General features: G+C 43.3%; 16 protein-coding genes. 1 reads left to right on the plus strand and 15 read right to left on the minus strand.

What is annotated here, in order from left to right:
- The 6 genes from V7K40_RS20060 to trpA all read right to left on the minus strand — a co-directional run.
- A partial coding sequence (locus V7K40_RS20060; RefSeq protein WP_334962740.1) for a hypothetical protein occupies positions 1-779 on the minus strand: 779 nt, incomplete at its 3' end.
- A gap of 1,130 nt (positions 780-1,909) precedes the next feature.
- On the minus strand, positions 1,910-3,010 hold the full coding sequence (gene aroF, locus V7K40_RS20065) for a 3-deoxy-7-phosphoheptulonate synthase (protein WP_334962742.1): 1,101 nt from the start codon (positions 3,008-3,010) through the stop codon (positions 1,910-1,912).
- A 130-nt stretch (positions 3,011-3,140) separates the two neighbouring features.
- A complete protein-coding gene (gene trpD / locus V7K40_RS20070; protein WP_334962852.1) occupies positions 3,141-4,232 on the minus strand; it encodes an anthranilate phosphoribosyltransferase in 1,092 nt (363 codons plus the stop codon).
- 88 nt (positions 4,233-4,320) lie between these two features.
- Complete coding sequence (trpB, locus tag V7K40_RS20075) at positions 4,321-5,562, minus strand: tryptophan synthase subunit beta (RefSeq protein WP_334962744.1); 1,242 nt, start codon at positions 5,560-5,562, stop codon at positions 4,321-4,323.
- A 175-nt stretch (positions 5,563-5,737) separates the two neighbouring features.
- Entirely contained in the window at positions 5,738-6,991 is a 1,254-nt protein-coding gene (locus V7K40_RS20080) for a tyrosinase family protein (protein ID WP_334962745.1), read from the minus strand.
- Positions 6,992-7,099: 108 nt separating this feature from the next.
- Entirely contained in the window at positions 7,100-7,933 is an 834-nt protein-coding gene (trpA, locus tag V7K40_RS20085) for a tryptophan synthase subunit alpha (RefSeq protein ID WP_334962747.1), read from the minus strand.
- Positions 7,934-8,026: 93 nt separating this feature from the next.
- On the opposite strand from trpA, the gene V7K40_RS20090 reads away from it, so the two are divergent.
- On the plus strand, positions 8,027-8,290 hold the full coding sequence (locus tag V7K40_RS20090; RefSeq protein ID WP_334962749.1) for a hypothetical protein: 264 nt from the start codon (positions 8,027-8,029) through the stop codon (positions 8,288-8,290).
- Between the two features lie 63 nt (positions 8,291-8,353).
- On the opposite strand, the gene V7K40_RS20095 is transcribed toward V7K40_RS20090, so the two are convergent.
- The 9 genes from V7K40_RS20095 to V7K40_RS20135 all read right to left on the minus strand — a co-directional run bounded on the left by V7K40_RS20095 (position 8,354) and on the right by V7K40_RS20135 (position 20,337).
- On the minus strand, positions 8,354-9,298 hold the full coding sequence (locus tag V7K40_RS20095) for a zinc-binding dehydrogenase (protein WP_334962751.1): 945 nt from the start codon (positions 9,296-9,298) through the stop codon (positions 8,354-8,356).
- A gap of 195 nt (positions 9,299-9,493) precedes the next feature.
- On the minus strand, positions 9,494-10,327 hold the full coding sequence (trpC, locus tag V7K40_RS20100) for an indole-3-glycerol phosphate synthase TrpC (protein ID WP_334962753.1): 834 nt from the start codon (positions 10,325-10,327) through the stop codon (positions 9,494-9,496).
- Between the two features lie 142 nt (positions 10,328-10,469).
- Positions 10,470-12,695, minus strand: a complete 2,226-nt coding sequence (locus tag V7K40_RS20105; protein ID WP_334962755.1) for an anthranilate synthase — start codon at positions 12,693-12,695, stop codon at positions 10,470-10,472.
- A gap of 436 nt (positions 12,696-13,131) precedes the next feature.
- The gene (locus V7K40_RS20110) at positions 13,132-14,328 is read right to left on the minus strand and encodes a 3-dehydroquinate synthase (protein ID WP_334962757.1); all 1,197 of its coding nucleotides are present in this window, start codon (positions 14,326-14,328) and stop codon (positions 13,132-13,134) included.
- Positions 14,322-14,969: a DsbA family oxidoreductase gene (locus V7K40_RS20115; RefSeq protein ID WP_334962759.1), complete on the minus strand. Its 648-nt coding sequence runs from the start codon at positions 14,967-14,969 to the stop codon at positions 14,322-14,324. The genes V7K40_RS20110 and V7K40_RS20115 overlap by 7 nt, the downstream gene beginning before the upstream one ends.
- A 12-nt stretch (positions 14,970-14,981) precedes the next feature.
- Complete coding sequence (gene tyrA / locus V7K40_RS20120) at positions 14,982-16,082, minus strand: bifunctional chorismate mutase/prephenate dehydrogenase (RefSeq protein ID WP_334962761.1); 1,101 nt, start codon at positions 16,080-16,082, stop codon at positions 14,982-14,984.
- A gap of 18 nt (positions 16,083-16,100) precedes the next feature.
- The gene (locus V7K40_RS20125) at positions 16,101-17,390 is read right to left on the minus strand and encodes a glycosyltransferase family 4 protein (protein ID WP_334962763.1); all 1,290 of its coding nucleotides are present in this window, start codon (positions 17,388-17,390) and stop codon (positions 16,101-16,103) included.
- 199 nt (positions 17,391-17,589) lie between these two features.
- Entirely contained in the window at positions 17,590-18,786 is a 1,197-nt protein-coding gene (gene scyF / locus V7K40_RS20130) for a scytonemin biosynthesis PEP-CTERM protein ScyF (protein ID WP_334962765.1), read from the minus strand.
- Positions 18,787-18,960: 174 nt separating this feature from the next.
- The gene (locus V7K40_RS20135; RefSeq protein ID WP_334962767.1) at positions 18,961-20,337 is read right to left on the minus strand and encodes a ScyD/ScyE family protein; all 1,377 of its coding nucleotides are present in this window, start codon (positions 20,335-20,337) and stop codon (positions 18,961-18,963) included.
- Positions 20,338-20,382: the final 45 nt, after the last annotated feature.

Here is a 20,382-nt window from a genome sequence, read left to right on the forward strand (position 1 = left end):
CCACCACCAAATGATGGCATGCCGCCACCAGCACCGCCACCACCAAATGATGGCATGCCGCCACCAGCACCGCCACCACCAAATGATGGCATGCCACCACCAGCACCGCCACCACCAAATGATGGCATGCCGCCACCAGCACCGCCACCACCAAATGATGGCATGCCGCCACCAGCACCGCCACCACCAAATGATGGCATGCCACCACCAGCACCGCCACCACCAAATGATGGCATGCCGCCACCAGCACCGCCACCACCAAATGATGGCATGCCGCCACCAGCACCGCCACCACCAAATGATGGCATGCCGCCACCAGCACCGCCATCACCAGATGACGGGATTCCGCTGCCACTCTGTGCCTCTTTAAGCCTTGAGTTAACTAGGTTATCAATAGTAACCCTCAAACCGAATGCGTCCGGTATTTCAGTTGTGCTAATACTACTGCCTTGGCTGCCAACACCAGTCAAAGGGTCAGTCGCACTACCCTGGTTAGCACCGCCTGCGGATGGATTTTTACCGCCTGCAAAGATATCCCAAAAGTTGTCACCAGCGAAAGGATTACCACCATAGGCTAAATCCGGCTTACTACCAGTACCAGTACCACTACCACCAAATGGTGAACTACCGTTACCTTCTCCCTTACCAACACCACTGAATATATTGCCAAGGTCTTTATCACTCATAACTTCACTCAAGCGACCCCAGGGTGAATCTCTCAACATATTGTCCCCGCCAGGAGAAGAGTTCCCAGTACCACTATTATTCAAATCTGCCATCAGGACTAATCCTCCTAATTCTTAGAATAAAAATCTTGCTAGCATAGCAACATAAAATGGACAAGATTAAATCTTGAGCATGAATTTTATGTTGTATTTTATTAGCAAAACTAGTTAGTAGCTCTTGGTTTATTTGATTATCCTCTAAAGTGGAGATAATCAATTTTTATTCAATGCTACTTACATTTAGAATATATGTAATTTAACTTCTAATTACAATGAAAAATGTTTTGATAAATGCATCCAAATATTAAATATATTTAGAGGACAAGATAGAATATTTGACTATGAAACTGTGTAATAAAATTGTATTTTGATTAAATATCATATTGCAATGAATAATTTTTTGATAAATTTGTCAAATCTTTAGAGGATGTTTGAAAAGTTATGAGAATTCAGATTATTTAACCCAAAACCATCCTCACCGGACTTAAACATTTTTGAGGGAAAAATAAGCCTCAAACCCATACAGGGTAGGGTAAATACACCAAATACCCAAAAATGACCCAAACGCAAATATATCAACCAGGACTAACGCACAGGTAAGGGAAAATCGAACCGCAGAGAACGCAGAAGACACGGAGGAATAAAAGTTTGAGAGGTTTTTTGCGTAAGTCCTATCAACAAACGAAGCAAAACGATGTCACGTCGCTTCTCTAACGAGACGCTGCGCGTAGCAAGATCCCCGTAGGAGTGCGCTCTAAATTCACGCATTCACTAATGATCCCCATAAATAAATTTAGGGGCTTGTATCATGAGTCGTTTTCGGTCAAAGTCAATCGGTATATAGATTTGAGACTATTTTTTTGGTGTTTTTTGTCTAAGTCCCACTAAGTAATAAAATTCATTACAGACGCTGCAATCACTACCCTTCTAGCCCGGATTTCTCAGTTGTGAGAAATCCAGGTGAAAACCCCGCCCTCAGTGTCACCAGGGTGGGGTAGTTTACAGCTATTTTCAGGTAAATAGACCACACGGTAGGGGCACAGCATTGCTGTGCCCTTACGACAGATGTGGTTCAAATACATGAAAACTGCTGTAAGAAAAACTGATCAACGGATTTTTTAAAGGAAAGAATCTGTTGATCAGGTTTAGCCGTTTGCAAAAAATCGGTTAAGATTACGCTTTATCTACTTTGAGAGTTCTGGTGTGAGGAGAATCTGGTTTTCGGCAATGCTATCAAATACAGGTGTAGACCAGCGATCGACTACTTTGCCCAGAATTGACATTTCTTGAACTAAGCGGTCAAATTTATCAGGGGTGAGAGATTGAGGCCCATCAGATAAAGCCTTCGCTGGATTGGGGTGAACTTCAATCATCAAGGCATCTGTACCAGCTGCGATCGCAGCCATTGCCATAGATGGAACATATTCAGACCTACCTGTACCATGACTGGGATCAATCATAATCGGTAAATGGGTAAGCGATCGCAACACCGGAAGCACTGATAAATCTAAGGTATTGCGGGCATATTTGCCATCAAAGGTTCTGATTCCCCGCTCACAAAGAATTACATTTGGATTTCCTGATGCCAAAATATATTCTGCCGCCATCAGCCACTCGTCAATTGTGGCAGACATCCCGCGCTTCAGCAGCACTGGTTTATCTTGAGCGCCTACCTTTTTGAGCAACGAAAAGTTGTGCATATTCCTAGCTCCGATTTGGATTATGTCAGCTGTTCTCGCTACTGCTGATAAATCGGCAGCATCCATCAATTCTGTGACAATACCCAAACCGGTAGCTTCCCGCGCTGCTGCTAATAAATCTAAAGCGCTTTCACCATAACCTTGAAAGGCATAAGGTGAAGTACGGGGTTTGTAGGCTCCACCACGGAGAAACTGTGCTCCTGCTGCTTTCACCCGCTTTGCCGTATCGACAATCATCGCTTCATTTTCAACGGAACAAGGCCCGGCTACCACTACAATCGGATGGTGTTCGCCGAAATAGACATCACCGTTAGGCGTAGGTACAACGACCTCGCTGGCTTGTCCATCTCGGAATTCTCGACTTACCCGCTTGAAAGGTTGTTGTACCCGTACTACTTGCTCAATCCAAGGGTTGAACTCCTGAACCTGTAATCTATCGATGCTAATGGTATCACCAATTAGCCCCAGCACAACTTTATGCGTGCCAACGCTTTTTTCTACTGTGACTCCCCAAGTCTGACTCAGTTCTTGGCTGATCCGAGTGATTTCCTCAACAGGTGTACCGCTCTTAAGTATGATAATCATCTGTTTTTCCTTCCGTATAGTTTTAGGTGTAATACAGTCTGTTCGTAAGGGCACAGCAATGCTGCGCCTCTACAGCATGTGCATTCAAATGAGAATCGCTTATAACTTAGTGGCTAATAGGAGTTAGCAATTAGCGCAAAAATTCAGCAAGTTGTTCTAGTTTTGTCCAAGCCGCACCACTTTGCAGAATTTTCTTGGCAAGGACAATACCTTTAACACAACCTGCTAAAACATCCGTTTCCCTATCAATCGGTTGACCAACTTGGAGCGCTAGGGCTGTATTTAAAGCGACTACATCCTGCTGCGCTTGAGTGCCTTTCCCTTGAAGAACTGCCTTCAAGATTTCGGCATTTTCTGGGACATCTCCACCGTGCAAAGCCGCAGTTGGTGCAAAACTCAAACCAAGTTCTTGAGGATTGAGCGTTAGACAACGCACTTTTTTATCTTGGAGTATAGCCAAGTCAGTGGCATCTGCCAAACCAGCTTCATCTAAACGTTCCCGCCCGTGGAGTGCGATCGCTTGCTGACATCCCAATTGGGATAAAGCTTGAACAATTTCCTCTAGTAAAAGCGGGTCGTTGACACCAATAATTTGCCCTGTCGGTCGCATGGGATTTACTAGCGGGCCGAGCAAGTTAAAAACAGTCCGCACTTTCAAAGTTTTTCGCAAAGTAGCGATCGCCTTGAGTGCAGGATGCCAGCCTGGAGCAAATAAAAAGGTGATCCCGACTTCGCCCACTGCGGCTTGCACTTTTTCAGGAGTGGCGTTGAGATTTATACCCAAAGCTTCCAACACATCAGCAGAACCAGTTTTGCTAGATGCCGAACGATTGCCATGTTTGGCAACTTTTACCCCTGCGGCTGCGGCAACAAAAGCGACAGCAGTAGAGATATTAAAGGTTGAAGCTCCATCTCCACCAGTTCCACAGGTATCTATTAGGGGAGTGGGGAGGGAGTAGGGAGTAGTAGAAGATTGGGATTGTAAGACGCTAGCCATGCCTACTAATTCTTCGGCAGATACGCCTTTGGCTTGAATTGCGGTTAAAATTGCTCCTGATAATACATGAGGAATGGCATTTATCAGCCAACCTTGCATCAGATCCGCAGCTTGGGAAACCGTCAACGATTGCCGATTCAGCAACTGTTGCAATAAAGCTGGCCAGTTGTAGAACTCAGGAAGGATGAAGATGTTATCGGGTGGAGTTTGAATTACAGCCATCATATTCGTAATGGGTATTGGGCATTGGGCATTGGATATTGGATATTGGGTATTGGGTATTGGGTATTGGGCATTAGTAAAAGACAGACTATTAGTGATTAAGGATTTTTGCGACGGTTTGCACATCCTTGTCACCTCTACCAGAACAATTGATGACGATGCGGGGACTGCCTTCTAACTGAGGACAAAGGGTTTCTAAATAAGCGATCGCATGAGCAGTTTCTAAGGCTGGAATAATCCCTTCTAGTTGCGAAAGTCTTTGAAATGCTTCTAAGGCTTGCTTATCGGTAACGCTGTAATATTCGGCGCGACCAAGATCCATTAAATAACTATGCTCAGGGCCAACGCCAGGATAATCCAATCCGGCGCTAATTGAATGAGCTTCGATTACTTGACCATCATCATCTTGCAGCAAATAGCTCATTGCACCGTGCAACACACCTATTTTTCCTTTTGTCAAGGTAGCAGCGTGTTTTTCTGTATCTACACCTTCACCCGCCGCCTCGACTCCAATTAGACGCACCGAAGGTTCATGCACAAACTCATTGAATAAGCCGATCGCATTGGAACCTCCACCCACGCAAGCCAGGAGAATATCTGGTAATCCTCCCCATTTTTCTAGAGATTGAGCGCGAGTTTCTACACCGATTATCACGTGGAAATCACGGACAATCATCGGGTAGGGATGGGGCCCTGCAACCGAACCCAGGATGTAATGGGTTGTTTCCACATTCGTTACCCAATCACGGATTGCTTCAGAAGTTGCATCCTTGAGAGTTCCCGTACCTGCCTCTACTGGACGTACTTCTGCTCCCATCAACTTCATCCGAAACACATTCAGGGCTTGGCGTTCCATATCGTGGACACCCATGTAAATCACACATTTCAAACCAAACCGCGCACACACAGTTGCAGTAGCTACGCCATGTTGGCCTGCACCTGTCTCTGCAATAATCCGCTTCTTGCCCATGCGTTTAGCGAGTAACACTTGAGCCAAAGCATTATTAATTTTGTGAGCGCCTGTATGATTTAAATCCTCACGCTTTAAATAAATTTGCGCTCCCGTGCCATCTGGTCTAGCGTAGTTTGTTGTCAGGCGTTCAGCAAAATATAATGGGCTGGGTCGTCCTACATAATCCCGCAGTAGGTTTTGCAGTTCTGCTTGGAAACTTGACTCATTGCGATATTGATGAAACGCAATTTCTAACTCACTTAATGCAGGCATTAAGGTTTCGGGAACGTATTTACCGCCGAATTTTCCAAACCTGCCTAAAAGGTCAGGTTGCACGGTCGTAGATGAAATCGCAGCTTTGATATCTTGTATGCTTACCATAGTTCAAAATCCTTTAAACTTTAAGTATTTTTTACTCTTGTTACGCTGTGTGCAACTTTCTCTCAAACCTAACCCCCAACCCCTTCCCTTCTAGCGTTGGGAAATAAGAATCAAAGCCTCTCAGGAGCAAAGGAGAGGAATGGAAGAGGGGTTCCAAGCGTCTGGTTCTAAATTTTTAGAACTTATCCCAGAGATAAGATTCTTTTCGCGTTTTCTTTTCAGAGGTTTGGTAGATATAGCCCAGTTCCCTGTGATTCAAAACGTCTATAGGGCGTACCAAATCGTCAGAGTTAAAATTTGGTAATAGCGATAGTAAATCTCCTAACGCCGTAGCTTTCGGGTTAGACATACCGCCGTCCCAAGGCCACATTAGGTCTTTAGGATTGTGTCCATAAGGCTGACTATGACCATCGGGAGGATAAAAATCGCTGCCTTTATGACCGTTGTCTTGCCATTCAGCCCAGAGGCGGTCTGCGTTGGCATGATGCAACCAAAACACTGGGTCATAGGGCGAACTTGGTATATTGCTCATCGTACCCAGACTCTTAAACTTTATCGGTGTCGTAGTTGCGTCTATCTGTACCCCACCGACTAAAGCATGAATGTAGTTGTGGATGAATCCTCCTGGCGTGACTTTACCCTGCTCATCTATAGAGATAAATCCTTCCAAAGCAGGGCGAAATAGAGAATAATCATTAAGAGCAAGGACACGCTGAATATCTTTTTTGGGCACAGGATAATCACTCGCAGGAGGTAGTCGGAGAAACCGGACAAGTGATGTACCTAAAGATGTTCCGGTATCTGGGTCAATGTTTAATGCTGGATTCATAACCCAGCCATTTGCAGCAGAAAAAGCCCCAGGCACTGGGCCGCCTGTAAAGTTTCCCTGATTTGGAATTTTGATGGTTACTCCTTGACCGTTAGAACCAAGAAAGTCATCGTTAAAAATCACATCAAGTGCTTTGGCGTCAGTCCAATCCCAGTATGGTAGGCTAACAGTTGGGTCTACTGCTTGCAAAGCTTGTTCAAATCTGCGGATATATTCTCGATGCCAAGGGAAAAATGCGGCATTTTCATGAGCAAGTTCGTGAACAGAACCATCGGAATGTCCTTTATGATTATGAATCAAGCGTGTTGCCCCTAGATGTATGGCAACGAATTGGTCGTAAATACTGAGCTTGCTACCTGCGGGAATTATCGTTTTTAAGGTTTTGATAGCTTTAACGAAAGCTGTTTTCTCTGCTGATGTCAGGTCAGTTACGTTTTTTCTTACAGCTAGGTGAGCCTGTTTTGCTGGAAAATTGTAATGCCAATGATATTCGTATTGTCTGTGATCAGTGCGATCATGGGCAAAGACTGTAATAGCACAGGCGCTAACTAGAAGTAGGCTATAAATTAATATTTTGACGGATTTCAGCAGGAGTTTCATTATCTTAATGGAAGCAGGGGGCAGGGGGCAGGGGGCAGGGGGGAGAAAGAGAAATTAATCCCCTATTCCCTATTCCCTATTGCCTATTTACTAAGTTTGCGGGTGAATTTATCCCACCTCCTGAAGAGATGGACTTTCGCGCCGACTTTCTGTAATGGCTGTTTTAAGTTCTTGACAAAGCTTTTCTACTGCTTGCAATCCTTCAGTTGGGCTACCTTCAGCTAACCTTTTAACAAAGGCACTACCAACAATCACCGCATCTGCTCCCCATTCCCTTACTTGATGTGCTTGTTCTGGCCCTGAGATGCCAAAACCAACGCCAATGGGTTTATCGGTGATGCTTTGCAAATCTCTAATTAAATACTTTACACGGTCTTGAATTTGAGCGCGGACACCTGTAACACCTGTAACGCTTACCAGGTAGATAAAACCGTGAGATTGACGAGCGATCGCTTCAATTCTATCTTTAGAACTGGTAGGAGCTACGAGTAAAATTACCTCAATTCCGAAAGATGCAGCAGTTTGGATTAATTCTTCTGCTTCTTCTAAGGGTAAATCTGGTACTACCAATCCTTGCACCCCAGCAGTAGCAATTTGCGCCAAAAACGACTCAATACCCCGGTACAAAATGGGATTGTAGTAAGTAAATAGAATTATCGGCGCTTTTAGGCTAGGAATCACCATGTGCAACATCTCTAGCACTTGGTCTAATTTCGTGCCTTTTTGCAAAGCGCGGGTTGCTGCTGCTTGAATTACAGGCCCATCTGCTAGAGGATCGGAGTAGGGAACGCCCAACTCGATGAAGTCAGCACCATTGCGATCTAAGATACGTAAAGCCTCGGCAGTGGTTTCTAAGTTAGGATCGCCTGCTGTGATAAAAGGGATTAAAGCACACTGTTGGCGATCGCGTAAAGTTTGAAAGGAATCAGAGATAGAAGTCATTCAAAAAAATGGTTAATGATTAATTAATAGTTCTGGAAGAATCAACATTTAGCAATTAGCGATGTTCACCCTAGATTTTTTGTCGTCGAGTCTTTGAACCTCGTGAATGAGTCTTTTAGCTCCGTTAACGAGTCTTTTAGCTCTGTCAACGAGTCTTTTAGCTCCGTCAACGAGTCTTTTAGCTCCGTCAACGAGTCTTTTAGCTCCGTTAACGAGTCTTTTAGCTCCGTTAACGAGTCTTTTAGCTCCGTCAACGAGTCTTTTAGCTCCGTTAACGAGTCTTTTAGCTCCGTTAACGAGTCTTTTAACTCCGTCGTCGAGTATCAAAGCTTCATTTTTTTAGATTGGAGATTCTAGCAATAGGTAATGGTTTACACAAAGACACAAATTAACCATGAGCGATAAATCATAAACGTTGACTCATACAACTTGTACAACAATCTTGCCGCGTACACCCTCACCGCCTTCCTCAAACGTTTTATGCGCTTGTCCCACTTGATGAAGTGAAAAAGTTTTACTGACAACTGGATTGATATCACCCCGTTCAATTAGGTTTCTCAAGGCATCAAGCTTAGGACGGGTGCAATCTAAGTGTGTAAAGTGGACAGTAATATTTTTGAAAATAGCGATGTTGAAGTCACCTGTCACGCCTGTTATAGTGACAGCGCGACCATCAGCTTTTGTAACCGCCAAACTTTTAGCTAAAATTTCGCCGCCAACAGTAGTAAAGGTTACGTCAACACCTGCACCGCCTGTTTCCTGCATAATGATCTTAATAAAGTCTTCGTTGCGGTAATCGATCGCTCTGTCTGCACCGATGGACTTGACAAAATCGATATCATAATTGCCGCAGGTTGTGTAAACATAAGCACCTGCCGCTTTAGCTATTTGAATAGCGAATGTGCCGACACCGCCTGCACCACCATGAATCAACACAGTTTCACCGATTTTGATATTTGCTCTAATGATAAGTGCAGCCCATGCTGTACCCCCTGCCACAGGTACGCTAGCAGCTTCTAAATGAGATATATTTGTGGGCTTTTTGGCAATAGTTGATTCATTTGCGACATGATACTCTGCATTAGCACCACCACCTTCTTCATGTGGGATGGCATAATAAACTTCGTCACCCACCTGAAAATCCCTAACATTTTCGCCCACTGCCTCAAGGACACCGGAAACGTCAAAGCCGAGAATTGCAGGCAGTTTTACCCTTGGCCCAAAAATTCCTTGGCGCACCCCGCAGTCGGCTGGGTTCACGGAGGTGGCATAAACCTTGACTAAAACTTCGTTGTTCTTTGGTGTTGGTTTATCCACTTCACTTTCTGCAAAGACTTCTGGACTTCCGAAGTTTGTAATCACCATCGCTTTCATACAATTGCCTCAAAGCAAAATCAGGAACAGGGAAAGGGTTAAGGGGGAAGGGAAAAGGGAAGAATTATTTTCTATGATCCCTTAAATGTCCCCTTTACCCACCTTCAGCGAGAAGCCTATTTTCGCAAAGAGCCACTCAACCGCCTTAGAAAGGCTTACTCTCATTCCCTCCTTAATAAAGCAGGGTTAGGGAGGATCAAGTTTTAACAAAGTACGCACAGCTTGTTCTACATCGCTTTGTTTAACTAAAGACTCTCCGATCAAAACTGCACGCGCACCAGCCTCAGCGACAAAAGATAAATCAGCAGGTGTATACAATCCAGATTCGCTGACGACGGTGATATCCAAACTTTGTAATTTTTGTTGGCGCTGTGCTAAAAGTTGCTGTGTTGTTCCTAAATCAAGGCTAAAATCTTCTAAATTGCGATTGTTGATTCCTACTAAACGTAAGTCCTCAAGCTTTAGCACCCGATCCAATTCAGCCAAGGTATGGACTTCTACCAGTGCATTCATGCCTAAATCATGAATCACTCGCAAAAAAGTCTGAAGTTCTTGATCTGATAAGATAGCAGCAATTAACAAGACAGCATCTGCACCTGCTGTCCGTGCTAAATAAATTTGATAGGGGTCAATGATGAACTCCTTACACAGTAGGGGTAATGCTACTTGTAATCGCACAGCCCGCAGATTATCAAAACTGCCCTGAAAAAACTTTTGGTCAGTCAAGACTGATAAACAAGCTGCACCACCTCGTTCATAAGCTTGAGCAACACCAACAGGGTCAAAATCTGCGCGGATAATCCCACGGCTAGGTGATGCTTTTTTTACCTCGGCAATTAAGCTAGGTTGATTGGGATTTTCTTTTAAAGCAGTCAAGAAATTTCGCACACTCAAAGTTGCATTTAGCTGTTGTCGCAAGGAAGCTAAAGGCAGTTCTTGCTGCATTTGTGCAACTTCTTGCCTTTTATGCAACACAATTTCTTCAAGAATATGGCGGGGAGGGGCAACTTGGTTAGTCATAAACTGCTAGGAAGAGTGGGGAGTAGGGAGCAGGGGGAGCAGGGGGAGCAGGGGGAGCAGGGGGAGCAGAGGAGAAGTTACAGTAGTCTTTCCTCCTGCCCTTTGGCTCCTCTGCCTCTTCCAATGCCCAATGCTCCATGCCTTATGACCCATGCTTAATAACTAATGATTCTTTGGTTTGAGTATATGCACGCACCACATTTTTAATGATTTCCAAACCGACTTCTCCGGCTAGAGTCATGATTGATTCTGGATGAAACTGAACGGCGGCGATGGGAAGTGTCTGATGTTCAATGCCCATAATTACGTCGTCATCAGACATCGCTGTTACTTTCAGTTCTTTTGGCAAACGTTCCGGTAGGGCAAACAATGAGTGATATCTACCTACTGTAAAAGATTCTGGTAAATTGTTGAAGGTAACAGAATCTGAATCAGTGACGAAAATCTGTGAGGATTTACCGTGTTGAGGATAGTTGAGAACTCCCAATTCTCCATCAAAAGCTTCAACGATGCCTTGCAGTCCTAGACAAACTCCGAAAATAGGAATTTGGCGATGAAGAAGGGCACCGACAGTCTCTGAAACCCGAAAATCACTTGGTCTACCAGGGCCAGGAGATAAAACAACTAAGTCAGGGCGTTCTGTGTCGAATAGCGATTCCGAGAAACCATGACGGAGTGTAGTAACACTTGCACCAGTTTGGCGAATGTAATTGGCTAGGGTATGAACAAATGAGTCTTCATAGTCTATTAGTAAGATGCGTTTGTCAGGTTTTACACTGCCAGGTTTTACACCTGGGATGTGTTTACTTAATTTTATAGAACTAGACTGATCAATTTTCTGACTAGTTTGCTTAACACGACGAATCGTCTCAAATAAAGCAGCACCCTTAGTAATTGTTTCTTGTTCTTCTGCTTGTGGTATGGAGTCATAAAGGACAGTAGCACCAACTCGCACTTCAGCGATGCAGTCTTTTAATCGGATTGTCCGCAGAATTAATCCAGTATTTAAATTCCCATTGAAATTTAAATAGCCAACTGCTCCACCATACCAACGTCGAGCGCTCTTTTCATGCTGTTCAATAAAATCTATTGCGGCTCTTTTGGGTGCGCCGGTGACTGTAACCGCCCAAGTATGGCTCAAGAATGCATCTAAGGCATCAAATTGCGATCGCAGTGTCCCCTCAACATGATCTACTGTATGAATTAAGTGGCTATATAATTCAATTTGGCGACGACCAATCACTTGTACTGAGCCAGGTTCACAGATTCGGGATTTGTCATTGCGATCGACATCAGTACACATCGTCAACTCAGCTTCGTCTTTGTGGGAGTTGAGTAAATGACGAATTTGCACCGCATCATCAAGAGCATCTTGTCCCCGGCTAATGGTACCACTAATTGGACAGGTTTCTACCCGCTTTCCTTCAACTCGCACAAACATTTCTGGAGATGCGCCAATTAGATATTCTCCACCTAGATTAAAAATAAATCCATAAGGACTAGGATTTATTTCCTTTAAAGTTTCAAATAACTTGCTGGGTTGGTCTTCATAGCCTTCAAAAAAGTTTTGACTAGGAACAACTTCAAATAAATCGCCTCGGCGGAAATAATCGAGTGCAAGCTCAACTTTTTTGGCATACTCGCCTACTTTATGGTCAGCAGTTTTATTCGGGAGAAGATGTTTTCCACGATAATCTACAGACTCACCTGTTCGAGGAAGATTATTAGTGCTGCCATGCGCTGTTTCAAATTCATATTGTAAACGAAATGCGCGTTGCTGATAATAGTCAACAACTATTAATTCATCTGGCAGATAAAGCACTAAATCACGCTGATCTGTAGGACGTTCCAGACGTTGGGTAATTGGTTCAAACTGAAAAACTAAGTCGTAACCAAACGCACCATATAAGCCTAAATGCTCGTCTTCTTCACTAGTAAAAGTATATAGAATTTCCCGGATAACAGTAAATGCTGAAGGTTGTTTACTACGTTCTTCTTCAGCGAATAATTTTTTGGCAGGTTTAACAAAGCCTACAATATGGTTATTATCTTGGGTGACTTTCTCAATTTTTTCTGACTGGGATAAGCGCTTTAAGAGGAATGGTAAAAGGACTTGGCCGCGTTCATTCAACGCTATCAAAGTAAAAGTATTCTGCTGTGTAGTCAATTCCAATGGTGGATTGACAAATCCGATCGCCCATCTCTTGTATCTCCCTGGATATTCGTAGCTGCTCCTTAGCAAGCCTCCACGTTGAGAATTTAAGTGGAACAGAACATCTTCAAGGGCAGTGTCCATCTTAACTTCTGTCATGGAGCGATAAACAGTTACACCACCAAAAGTTTTGTAGCAATAGGAATTAAAAATCATGAGTAACTTCTCTGAAGTAGTTATTAATCAGTCATTATTTGAGAGCAATCATTATTTATGTATAGATAAATATAAATCTATATAATTTAATTTTCATATAATTAAACTTTTTTAATTTACTGATTATTTGTTAAAAATATAAATACAATTTCTTCTTCTTATTTAAGAGTACTAGATATCAAGCAGACAAGACATTGAATATTTTTTCGATTTAGTGTCAATTTATTCGCTTTTTATATTGCTTTTCTAGTACTTTTCCTAAAAACACTATTTAAAAGTCTCCGCCTCCCTCAAAAGTAGTAGATGCTCTCACAAATTTATAACGAAAAAATTGCCTTGCATCAAACCTCTGCATTACTCAGTGTTCCTACCCTGTGGAAAGGCGAAGTACCTATACGTTTAAAATTCACCCCTCAATTCACCACTAAAAAGAACCTTAAAGCTTCCGCAATAGCGATATTGCTTGCCTGTACAAAAACAAATCCGCTTCGTGAACTTCAATTCCTTTTCCAATACGTTGTAACAGCGTTAAAGTCAATTCTCCACCCAAGTGTTCCCGGAACTCGGTTAAACCCCGGAACAGACAATCAGGATGTTCCAGTTGTGATAACTTCTCATCCATTTCTGGCACATACAACGTGAAACCCAACGCCAACAAAGTATTTAATATCCGTTGCCATTCTGAACAATCCAGCAGTCCTAAAAGATAAGAATAGGTACTATCCAAAGCAATACCGATCGCAACTGCTTCGCCATGACGCAAACGATAATCTGTCAAATGCTCCAGTTTATGAGCCGCCCAATGTCCAAAATCCAGGGGACGAGACGAACCCATTTCAAAAGGATCGCCGCTATTGGCAATATGTTCTAGATGTAACTGAGCGCAACGATAGATGATCTCTTGCATAGTGTCCATGTCTCGCTGCACAAGGGCTGCGGTATGGAAATAGATAAAATGAAAAAAGTTAGCATCCTTAATCAGCGCTACTTTGATTGCTTCTGCGATCCCACAACGCCAATCGCGATCGTCTAGGGTTGTCAAAAAGGTAGAATCATTTATAACTGCATAAGGTGGCGCAAATGTGCCCAGAAAGTTCTTTTTACCAAAGGCATTGATGCCGTTTTTTACTCCAACCCCGGAATCATTTTGCGCTAACACCGTTGTCGGAATGCGAATGACGCGAATTCCCCGGTGAGCAGTTGCAGCAGCATATCCTACCAAATCCAGCACAGCCCCGCCCCCGATCGCTAATATGTAGGAGTGGCGACATAATCCGGCTGCTTCAATCTGTTGGTGGATTTTCTCTGGCAAAGTGGGATCATTTTTGGCAGCTTCTCCTCCCGAAATTATCATTGGTTGGGCTGCGATCGCTAGCACCTCTGCATAAAACTTGGTATACGCTACTAATTGCTTAACCAATTCAGGTTGATACTGCAATATTCCTGCGTCTACCACTGCAACTACTTTCTTAGGCTTTGTCTCCCCATCCGCTGTAATCACTTGCGCTAGCGTCGGGTTTTTCAACTCAAATAAATTTTGGGTGAAGTAAACCTCGTAGTTGAAAGTAACCGAAACACGTTGATGAATTGGTTGCAGATTGAATCTACTTTTTTGCTTGATCTCAACTACCATATTTTTGCTGATCTATCTATAAGTGCGGCACGATTCAAAGCTTGAAGGAACATTTCTACCGAATGAGAACCATTTATCTTGACTTTGTTATTGATGACGAAGAACGGCACACTGTTGATGCCATTTGGCAGAGCAAATGTTGATTCAGCCACAAAGGCTTTAACCGCAGCATCATCATTTAATTGCAGCCGTAATTCCCTAGAATCCATTTTGTAAGCTGTACCTATAGTAATTAGAACGTCAATATCTCCGATATTCAAACCGTTTTCAAAGTAAGCTTTATAAATGGCTTCTACGACATCATTTTTTACGTTTGCTGGTGCGAGTGCAATCAGTTTGTGAGAAAGCTTAGTATTGACAGCCAAACGGATTTTGTCAAAATGTAGCTTGACTCCAGCTGCCTCACCTGCGCGTCGTGTAGAATCAAACAGATGTTGCAGTTCTTCCGCTTTGATACCTTTTCTATTTCGCATAAAGCTGTAAAATTCGTACCCGTCAGCAGGAACAGCATTGTCGAGAATAAAGGGATGCCAGCGGATATCTACTTCTTTTTCTTGCCATTGTGCCAGTGCATCAAACAAATTCTTTATTCCAATTCTGCACCAGGGACAAACAGGATCGTGAAATATGTCTATCAGCATATTTTTTGTTCCTTAAATGCTAATATTTTTGTGCATCTGTGGTTTAAAATCTGGTTGTAGAGACGTTTTAGCCGTTGTTTTTAAAGGCTGTAGCAAAGGATTAATTTTATCTTCAAAAAAGCTTTGAGTATTTTCAAATTCTTGAATTAATGCGTCTCTATCTTTCCTCAACACCAGTTTCGCTAAACGGCTGTAAGTCTTAGCTAAAGACTTAATTGCATCACACCTCTCTTCTGTAGCTAACATAATATCAACACATAAGTGAGGATTTTGAGAAAACAAACGTTTAACAATGTCAATTTCTTGACGGTAGTTAGGAGTTGACATTGTTAGACTTTGCTCTATGTCAACCCTTGTTTGTGCTAAGAAAATACCAAGACTAAATCTACAGAAATGCTGCGTTGCTTGAATAATCACCATCATTTGATCATGTTCTTCAGGCGTGCAAACAATCAACTCCCCACCTTGACTTTTAAGAAAATCTAATAACCATTGAAATGAATCATCGTTTCGACCTGGACACACTACCACTTTTTGTCCTAAAAACGATTTTATATTTGGCCCAAACATTGGATGTAAACCCATAACTGGGCCTGAATGGTGTTCGAGCATTGCTTGAGTTGGCTGAGTATTTACACTCGTGATGTCACATAAAGCTGTATTTGGGGTAAGGTATTTAGCTGCACGCTTGATAACATCAACTGTATATTCAAGAGGAACGCTTACTAATACTAATTCTGCCTGACTTAACAGTTTATCTGCATACTCCCAATCTTCATGTTCGAGAACACTAACATTGTGACCTATTTGCTGAAGCTGCTCTTTAAATAATCTTCCCATCCTGCCACGTCCACCGATGATGGTAATTTGTCGGAGGCTAAGATGATTTGTTGCACATTTAGGAATTAAAGTGGCATAACAACTATTTATTACACTTGCCCAAACAGACTCAGGAATACCAGCTTCAGCAAGTAGGGGAGCCACACTAGCCAGTTGTTCATCTAAAGAAAGAAATTCTGATGCTGCTAATAATGATAGGCGATCGCTCAATAAGGCGATCAAGCTTTGGTCAGTTTTTTTAAGCTGATCTGAATAAGAGGATTTCAAAGGCATTTTTGCTGTCCCCAATTTTCAAATATCAACAAGTGATTCTTTAGAACTCATTTCGGGCAAGATATCCAAAGTTGTTGCTCCTTTGGCAATTACATCAGAAAATAACTCTTCATACCGATCTAATGCTTGCTCAAAGGAATAGTTTTCTACCGCAAACTTTCTTCCTCTACGCCCTAATTGCGCTGCTAATTCTGGCTGATTATATAATTCCAATACCGTCGCTGCCAAAGCATCTGCCGACTCTGGCTCAACGATAATGCCACCGTTACTTTCTCGGATAGCTTTGGCAGCAGTCCCAGTGGCGGGAACTGAAGCCACAATTGGGCGACCACTGGCTAACAGCAGTGGTATTTTAGAAGGCATATTGAAGGAAATCACATTGCGCTTTTGCACAATCAACCCGACATCTGTGGCTGCTAACATTTGTGGTAGTTTTTCTCGCGGTTGCAATGGTAAAAGCAAAACGTTATCTGCTCCACAAGCAAGACAATGTTTTTGCAACCTTTCGAGAGCTTGGGATTCCCCAGCTATAACAAAGACAATTTCTTTTAGATGACGCAAGTGAGCTGCTGCTTCTATTACTGTTTCCAAACCTTGCGTCAGAGCAATATTACCTGAATAAAGTACTACAAATTTACCATCGAGTTGATGGCTAGCTCTCCAAGAATTTTTATCCTTCGGTAAAGGGCGGATAAAATTTAGATTCACCCAATTGGGAATGCAGGCAATTTTATTAGCAGGTACACCTTTATTTATTAAATTATCTACAAAGCCATCGGCAATCACGCTAACGGTATGTGCAGTTCGGTAGGCAAATTTTTCTAACGCTTCCAAAGCGAGAATCATCAACTTATTTTTAATTAGCCCAACACGCACGGCAGCTTCTGGGAGGATATCTTGCACATTCAACACTACTGGGCAGTTGTATAACCAACCTATTAAGGTTGCAGGTAAGCAAACTAATAGTGGCGGTACTGTTGAAAGAATTACATCAGGTCGTTCGCCCTTGAGCGCTTGTGGCAAACTCGTAAAGACAAAGCTCAACTCTAGCAGTAGCCGATCTAGAAGGTTAGGTTTAGACTTAATCCGCAGGTAACTACGTTGAATTCTGACACCATTTTTCTGTTCAGTAACGTATAACTTACCCTGATACCCATCGTAAATCTGGCGCTGAGGATAGTTAGGCATACCTGTGATTACCCGCACTTGATGCCCTCGCTTCACCAGCCCTTCTGCTAGTTCAGTCATCAAAGGTGCAATACCAATTGGTTCTGGATGATAGTTATATGAATAAATCAGAATGTGCATGAGCTGTTAATGTCCTGGAAGCACCTTGATAATGTTGGCTTTGTTGTGTTACCCAGTTTTTATCTCCCTTGTTTTGAAAATTTATTAGGGGAGCCAGTAGGGTGTGTTACCGCGAAGCGTAACGCACCAAAATTATTGAGATGGTGCGTTATACCCTTGGCTAACCTACCCTACGAAACTATTATTCAAGCATCAAAACTCAGCACTGTTTTTGCAGTTCCTTCTCTAAACTGAAGACTGGCTTTTGTTGCCCACGTTTCTTCAATGTAACGGTAGCAGCCCCAAATCCAAGTAATGCTAAACCCAATATTGAACTAGATTCAGGTACTTGAGTTCTGCCCTCTACGTTTAGCACTTGGACGCGACCTTGGAAGAAATCGCCCACATAAAGCTTGTTATCTTTAAGGGCTGTCCCACCCGTCCAGTTAAATTTGCCTGGAGTGAGGTCGAGGGGGTTGCCAAATGGGGGGTCAGTTAATCCTGGAGGCGGGACTGGTTTGCCTGATGCATCTAGGGCTGGTTGACCGTAGGAAGTCAAGAATTTACCGTTTTTATCAAATACCTGAACGCGGCTGTTGATAGCATCAGCTACATAAACATTCTCTTGGTCGTCCACTTCGATACCAATTGGGTTAAGAAGCTGTCCAGGTCCGCTACCTGCTGAACCAAATGTGTACAGAGGTTTACCATTTGGATCGAGTACTTTAACGCGGTTGTTATACTGGTCAGCTAGAAAGATATTTCCACTGACTGGGGAAATTCTTATACCTGCTACACCTTGAGTTTCTCCAAGTCCAGTGCCCACAGTGCCACCAATGACACCAATTTGCTTTCCGTCAGGTGTGAATTTAAGGATTCTTTCGCCGTTGAAATCACCAACGTAAACGTTACCAGTTTTGTCAAATGTTACACCAGATGGTCCAAAGAAAAGCCTATCATTTATACGAGGGGTAAAATCTCCGTTTGCAAAGGATCTAATAAAGTTACCCTGAGGATCGAATTGATTGATGCGGTTGTTGTAAACATCACCTGCATACAAATCCCCTGTTACGGGATTAAAGTCTACAGTTGTTGGCTCGTCAAACTGTCCGGGTCCTGTGCCGCCGGAGCCAATTGCTCCAATATACTGACCGCTTGGACTAAATTTTTCAATTTTGTCACCGAGGTTGTAGTTAGGAGTACCATCCGGGTTAACACCGCGTCCGTTAGATATGAGGGTATTCCCTTGGTCATCCACCGCTATGCCTTGGGGAACAAACAGTTGCCCAGGGCCGAAGCCTGGTTCGCCGATACTTCTGTCGTAAGTTAATGTTACAGCCTTGGCTTGGGCTGCTGTTGCCAACACCAAGAATCCAGTACCGAGAATGCCGATTGACAAATTTTTGACTAAACCCATGAGTTTGAAGTCCTGGTTGTATGAGTTATACTTTTTCCTAGACTAATTTTGTTCCCAGTCCTAGTTTGGGAACCCGGAAATTTGGGCTGCTGCCTCTTGTTTGAAATGCAACTTTCTGTGTGAGGCAGCAGCCTATTTTGTAAGCATTCCCTGACAGAGCCAGGGAAAGAGGAATTAGAGAGTCTCTGCTTTGGCTAGCAACTCTTCACCCAACTTTTCTTGGCGTTTGCGCTTGGCACGAGCAGCAGTTGCCCCTACACCAGCAAGTACTAATAAGCCAACTATTGAACCAGGTTCGGGGACTACTTGCGTAACGATACCATCCACCCGAACAACCTCCCCTCGTCCTTTGCCGACACCCTGATTGGTAATATAAATCTTGCCGTCAGGGCCAATATCAATTCCATCAGCCGAATCTAACCCTTGACCTGCTGCAACAAGTGTTGTGCGAGTGCCATCAGGAGCAACTTGGATCAGAGAACCAGGTAGATTTGTGATGTCACCCCCTAACTGGGACTTGTCGCTGAACTGTAAGACGAGCAAATCGCCTTTTTCATCAAAGGTTAGGTCGGTGATATGAGTAAATCCATCCAGAAAAACTTCTGGTTTGAGATCGTCGCCAATACGGAAAATCCGTGATTTACCTGCTGGATAAGGAAAACCCGTATATTCGCCAACGTATAAAGCTCCATCGGGGCCAATTGCGCCACCTGTGGGTACTGATTGAATTGCTGTTTTTCCTCCTGGAAGCTCCTCTAATAGCCCAGGAGGTAATTGTAATCCTGGTGGCAAATCTGACTTACTAATGATGTTTTTCGGAATTGCGATCGCCTCAGACTTACTTCCGTCAAGTTTAATTTTGTAAGCAGCGTTCCCACCCCCATCAACAACATAAGCATTATCGCCATTAATAGTCAGATCATAGGGATTGGTAACCACATCCCCTTTGTCTGGATTTTTGGTGATTTCATTCTTGGCAAAGTCAAAAATACTGTTGAGCGCTCCCGTCTTCAAGTCAACTTTGTACAGTTGTGCTAAAAGCGGGGTATTCAGTACTTTATCGGCTGTTGATGGCGGAAAACTACCAAGTTGATTTTGTGGGATAGGGGATTGAGTACCTAGTTTAAATGCTTCTGGATCACGGTTTCCTGGATAACCAGCATACCCAGTCAGAAGATAAGCATCTCCTTTAGAGTCAAATTGCACGTCTTCAATACCGGCCCCTTGATTGCCTGAAGGTTGTTCTGCTAGAGACTCAAAGTTATTAAGTAGACGCTGTTGGGTGCCGTCTGGTGAAACTTTGACGAGTGAACTAGTGTTACCAGCACAGATAGGCTGAAACAGCGTACTCGGAGATGGTTGGCAATTTCCGTTTCCTCCGATACCTGGCTCTGCTACGTACATACTGCCGTCAGGGCCAAAGCTAACACTTCGTGCATTACTGATCCCACTGGTATATGGCGTTAGGGTTGCAGCTTGTGCAGATAGTGTTCCACAAATAGCGGTAAAACAAAATGTAACAGATGTAAGAGCAAATGACTTGAGTTTCATACCTTTGGAGATTGAGAATTAAATAAGTGGAAACTTTTATGGTTT

The organism is Nostoc sp. (assembly GCF_036917195.1).
Classification (GTDB): domain Bacteria; phylum Cyanobacteriota; class Cyanobacteriia; order Cyanobacteriales; family Nostocaceae; genus Nostoc.

Coding starts and splice junctions, on each gene's coding strand:
- aroF (WP_334962742.1), bottom strand. CDS start 3,010: ATGATTATCATACTTAAGAGCGGTACACCTGTTGAGGAAATCACTCGG.
- trpD (WP_334962852.1), bottom strand. CDS start 4,232: ATGATGGCTGTAATTCAAACTCCACCCGATAACATCTTCATCCTTCCT.
- trpB (WP_334962744.1), bottom strand. CDS start 5,562: ATGGTAAGCATACAAGATATCAAAGCTGCGATTTCATCTACGACCGTG.
- V7K40_RS20080 (WP_334962745.1), bottom strand. CDS start 6,991: ATGAAACTCCTGCTGAAATCCGTCAAAATATTAATTTATAGCCTACTT.
- trpA (WP_334962747.1), bottom strand. CDS start 7,933: ATGACTTCTATCTCTGATTCCTTTCAAACTTTACGCGATCGCCAACAG.
- V7K40_RS20095 (WP_334962751.1), bottom strand. CDS start 9,298: ATGGTGATTACAAACTTCGGAAGTCCAGAAGTCTTTGCAGAAAGTGAA.
- trpC (WP_334962753.1), bottom strand. CDS start 10,327: ATGACTAACCAAGTTGCCCCTCCCCGCCATATTCTTGAAGAAATTGTG.
- V7K40_RS20105 (WP_334962755.1), bottom strand. CDS start 12,695: ATGATTTTTAATTCCTATTGCTACAAAACTTTTGGTGGTGTAACTGTT.
- V7K40_RS20110 (WP_334962757.1), bottom strand. CDS start 14,328: ATGGTAGTTGAGATCAAGCAAAAAAGTAGATTCAATCTGCAACCAATT.
- V7K40_RS20115 (WP_334962759.1), bottom strand. CDS start 14,969: ATGCTGATAGACATATTTCACGATCCTGTTTGTCCCTGGTGCAGAATT.
- tyrA (WP_334962761.1), bottom strand. CDS start 16,082: ATGCCTTTGAAATCCTCTTATTCAGATCAGCTTAAAAAAACTGACCAA.
- V7K40_RS20125 (WP_334962763.1), bottom strand. CDS start 17,390: ATGCACATTCTGATTTATTCATATAACTATCATCCAGAACCAATTGGT.
- scyF (WP_334962765.1), bottom strand. CDS start 18,786: ATGGGTTTAGTCAAAAATTTGTCAATCGGCATTCTCGGTACTGGATTC.
- V7K40_RS20135 (WP_334962767.1), bottom strand. CDS start 20,337: ATGAAACTCAAGTCATTTGCTCTTACATCTGTTACATTTTGTTTTACC.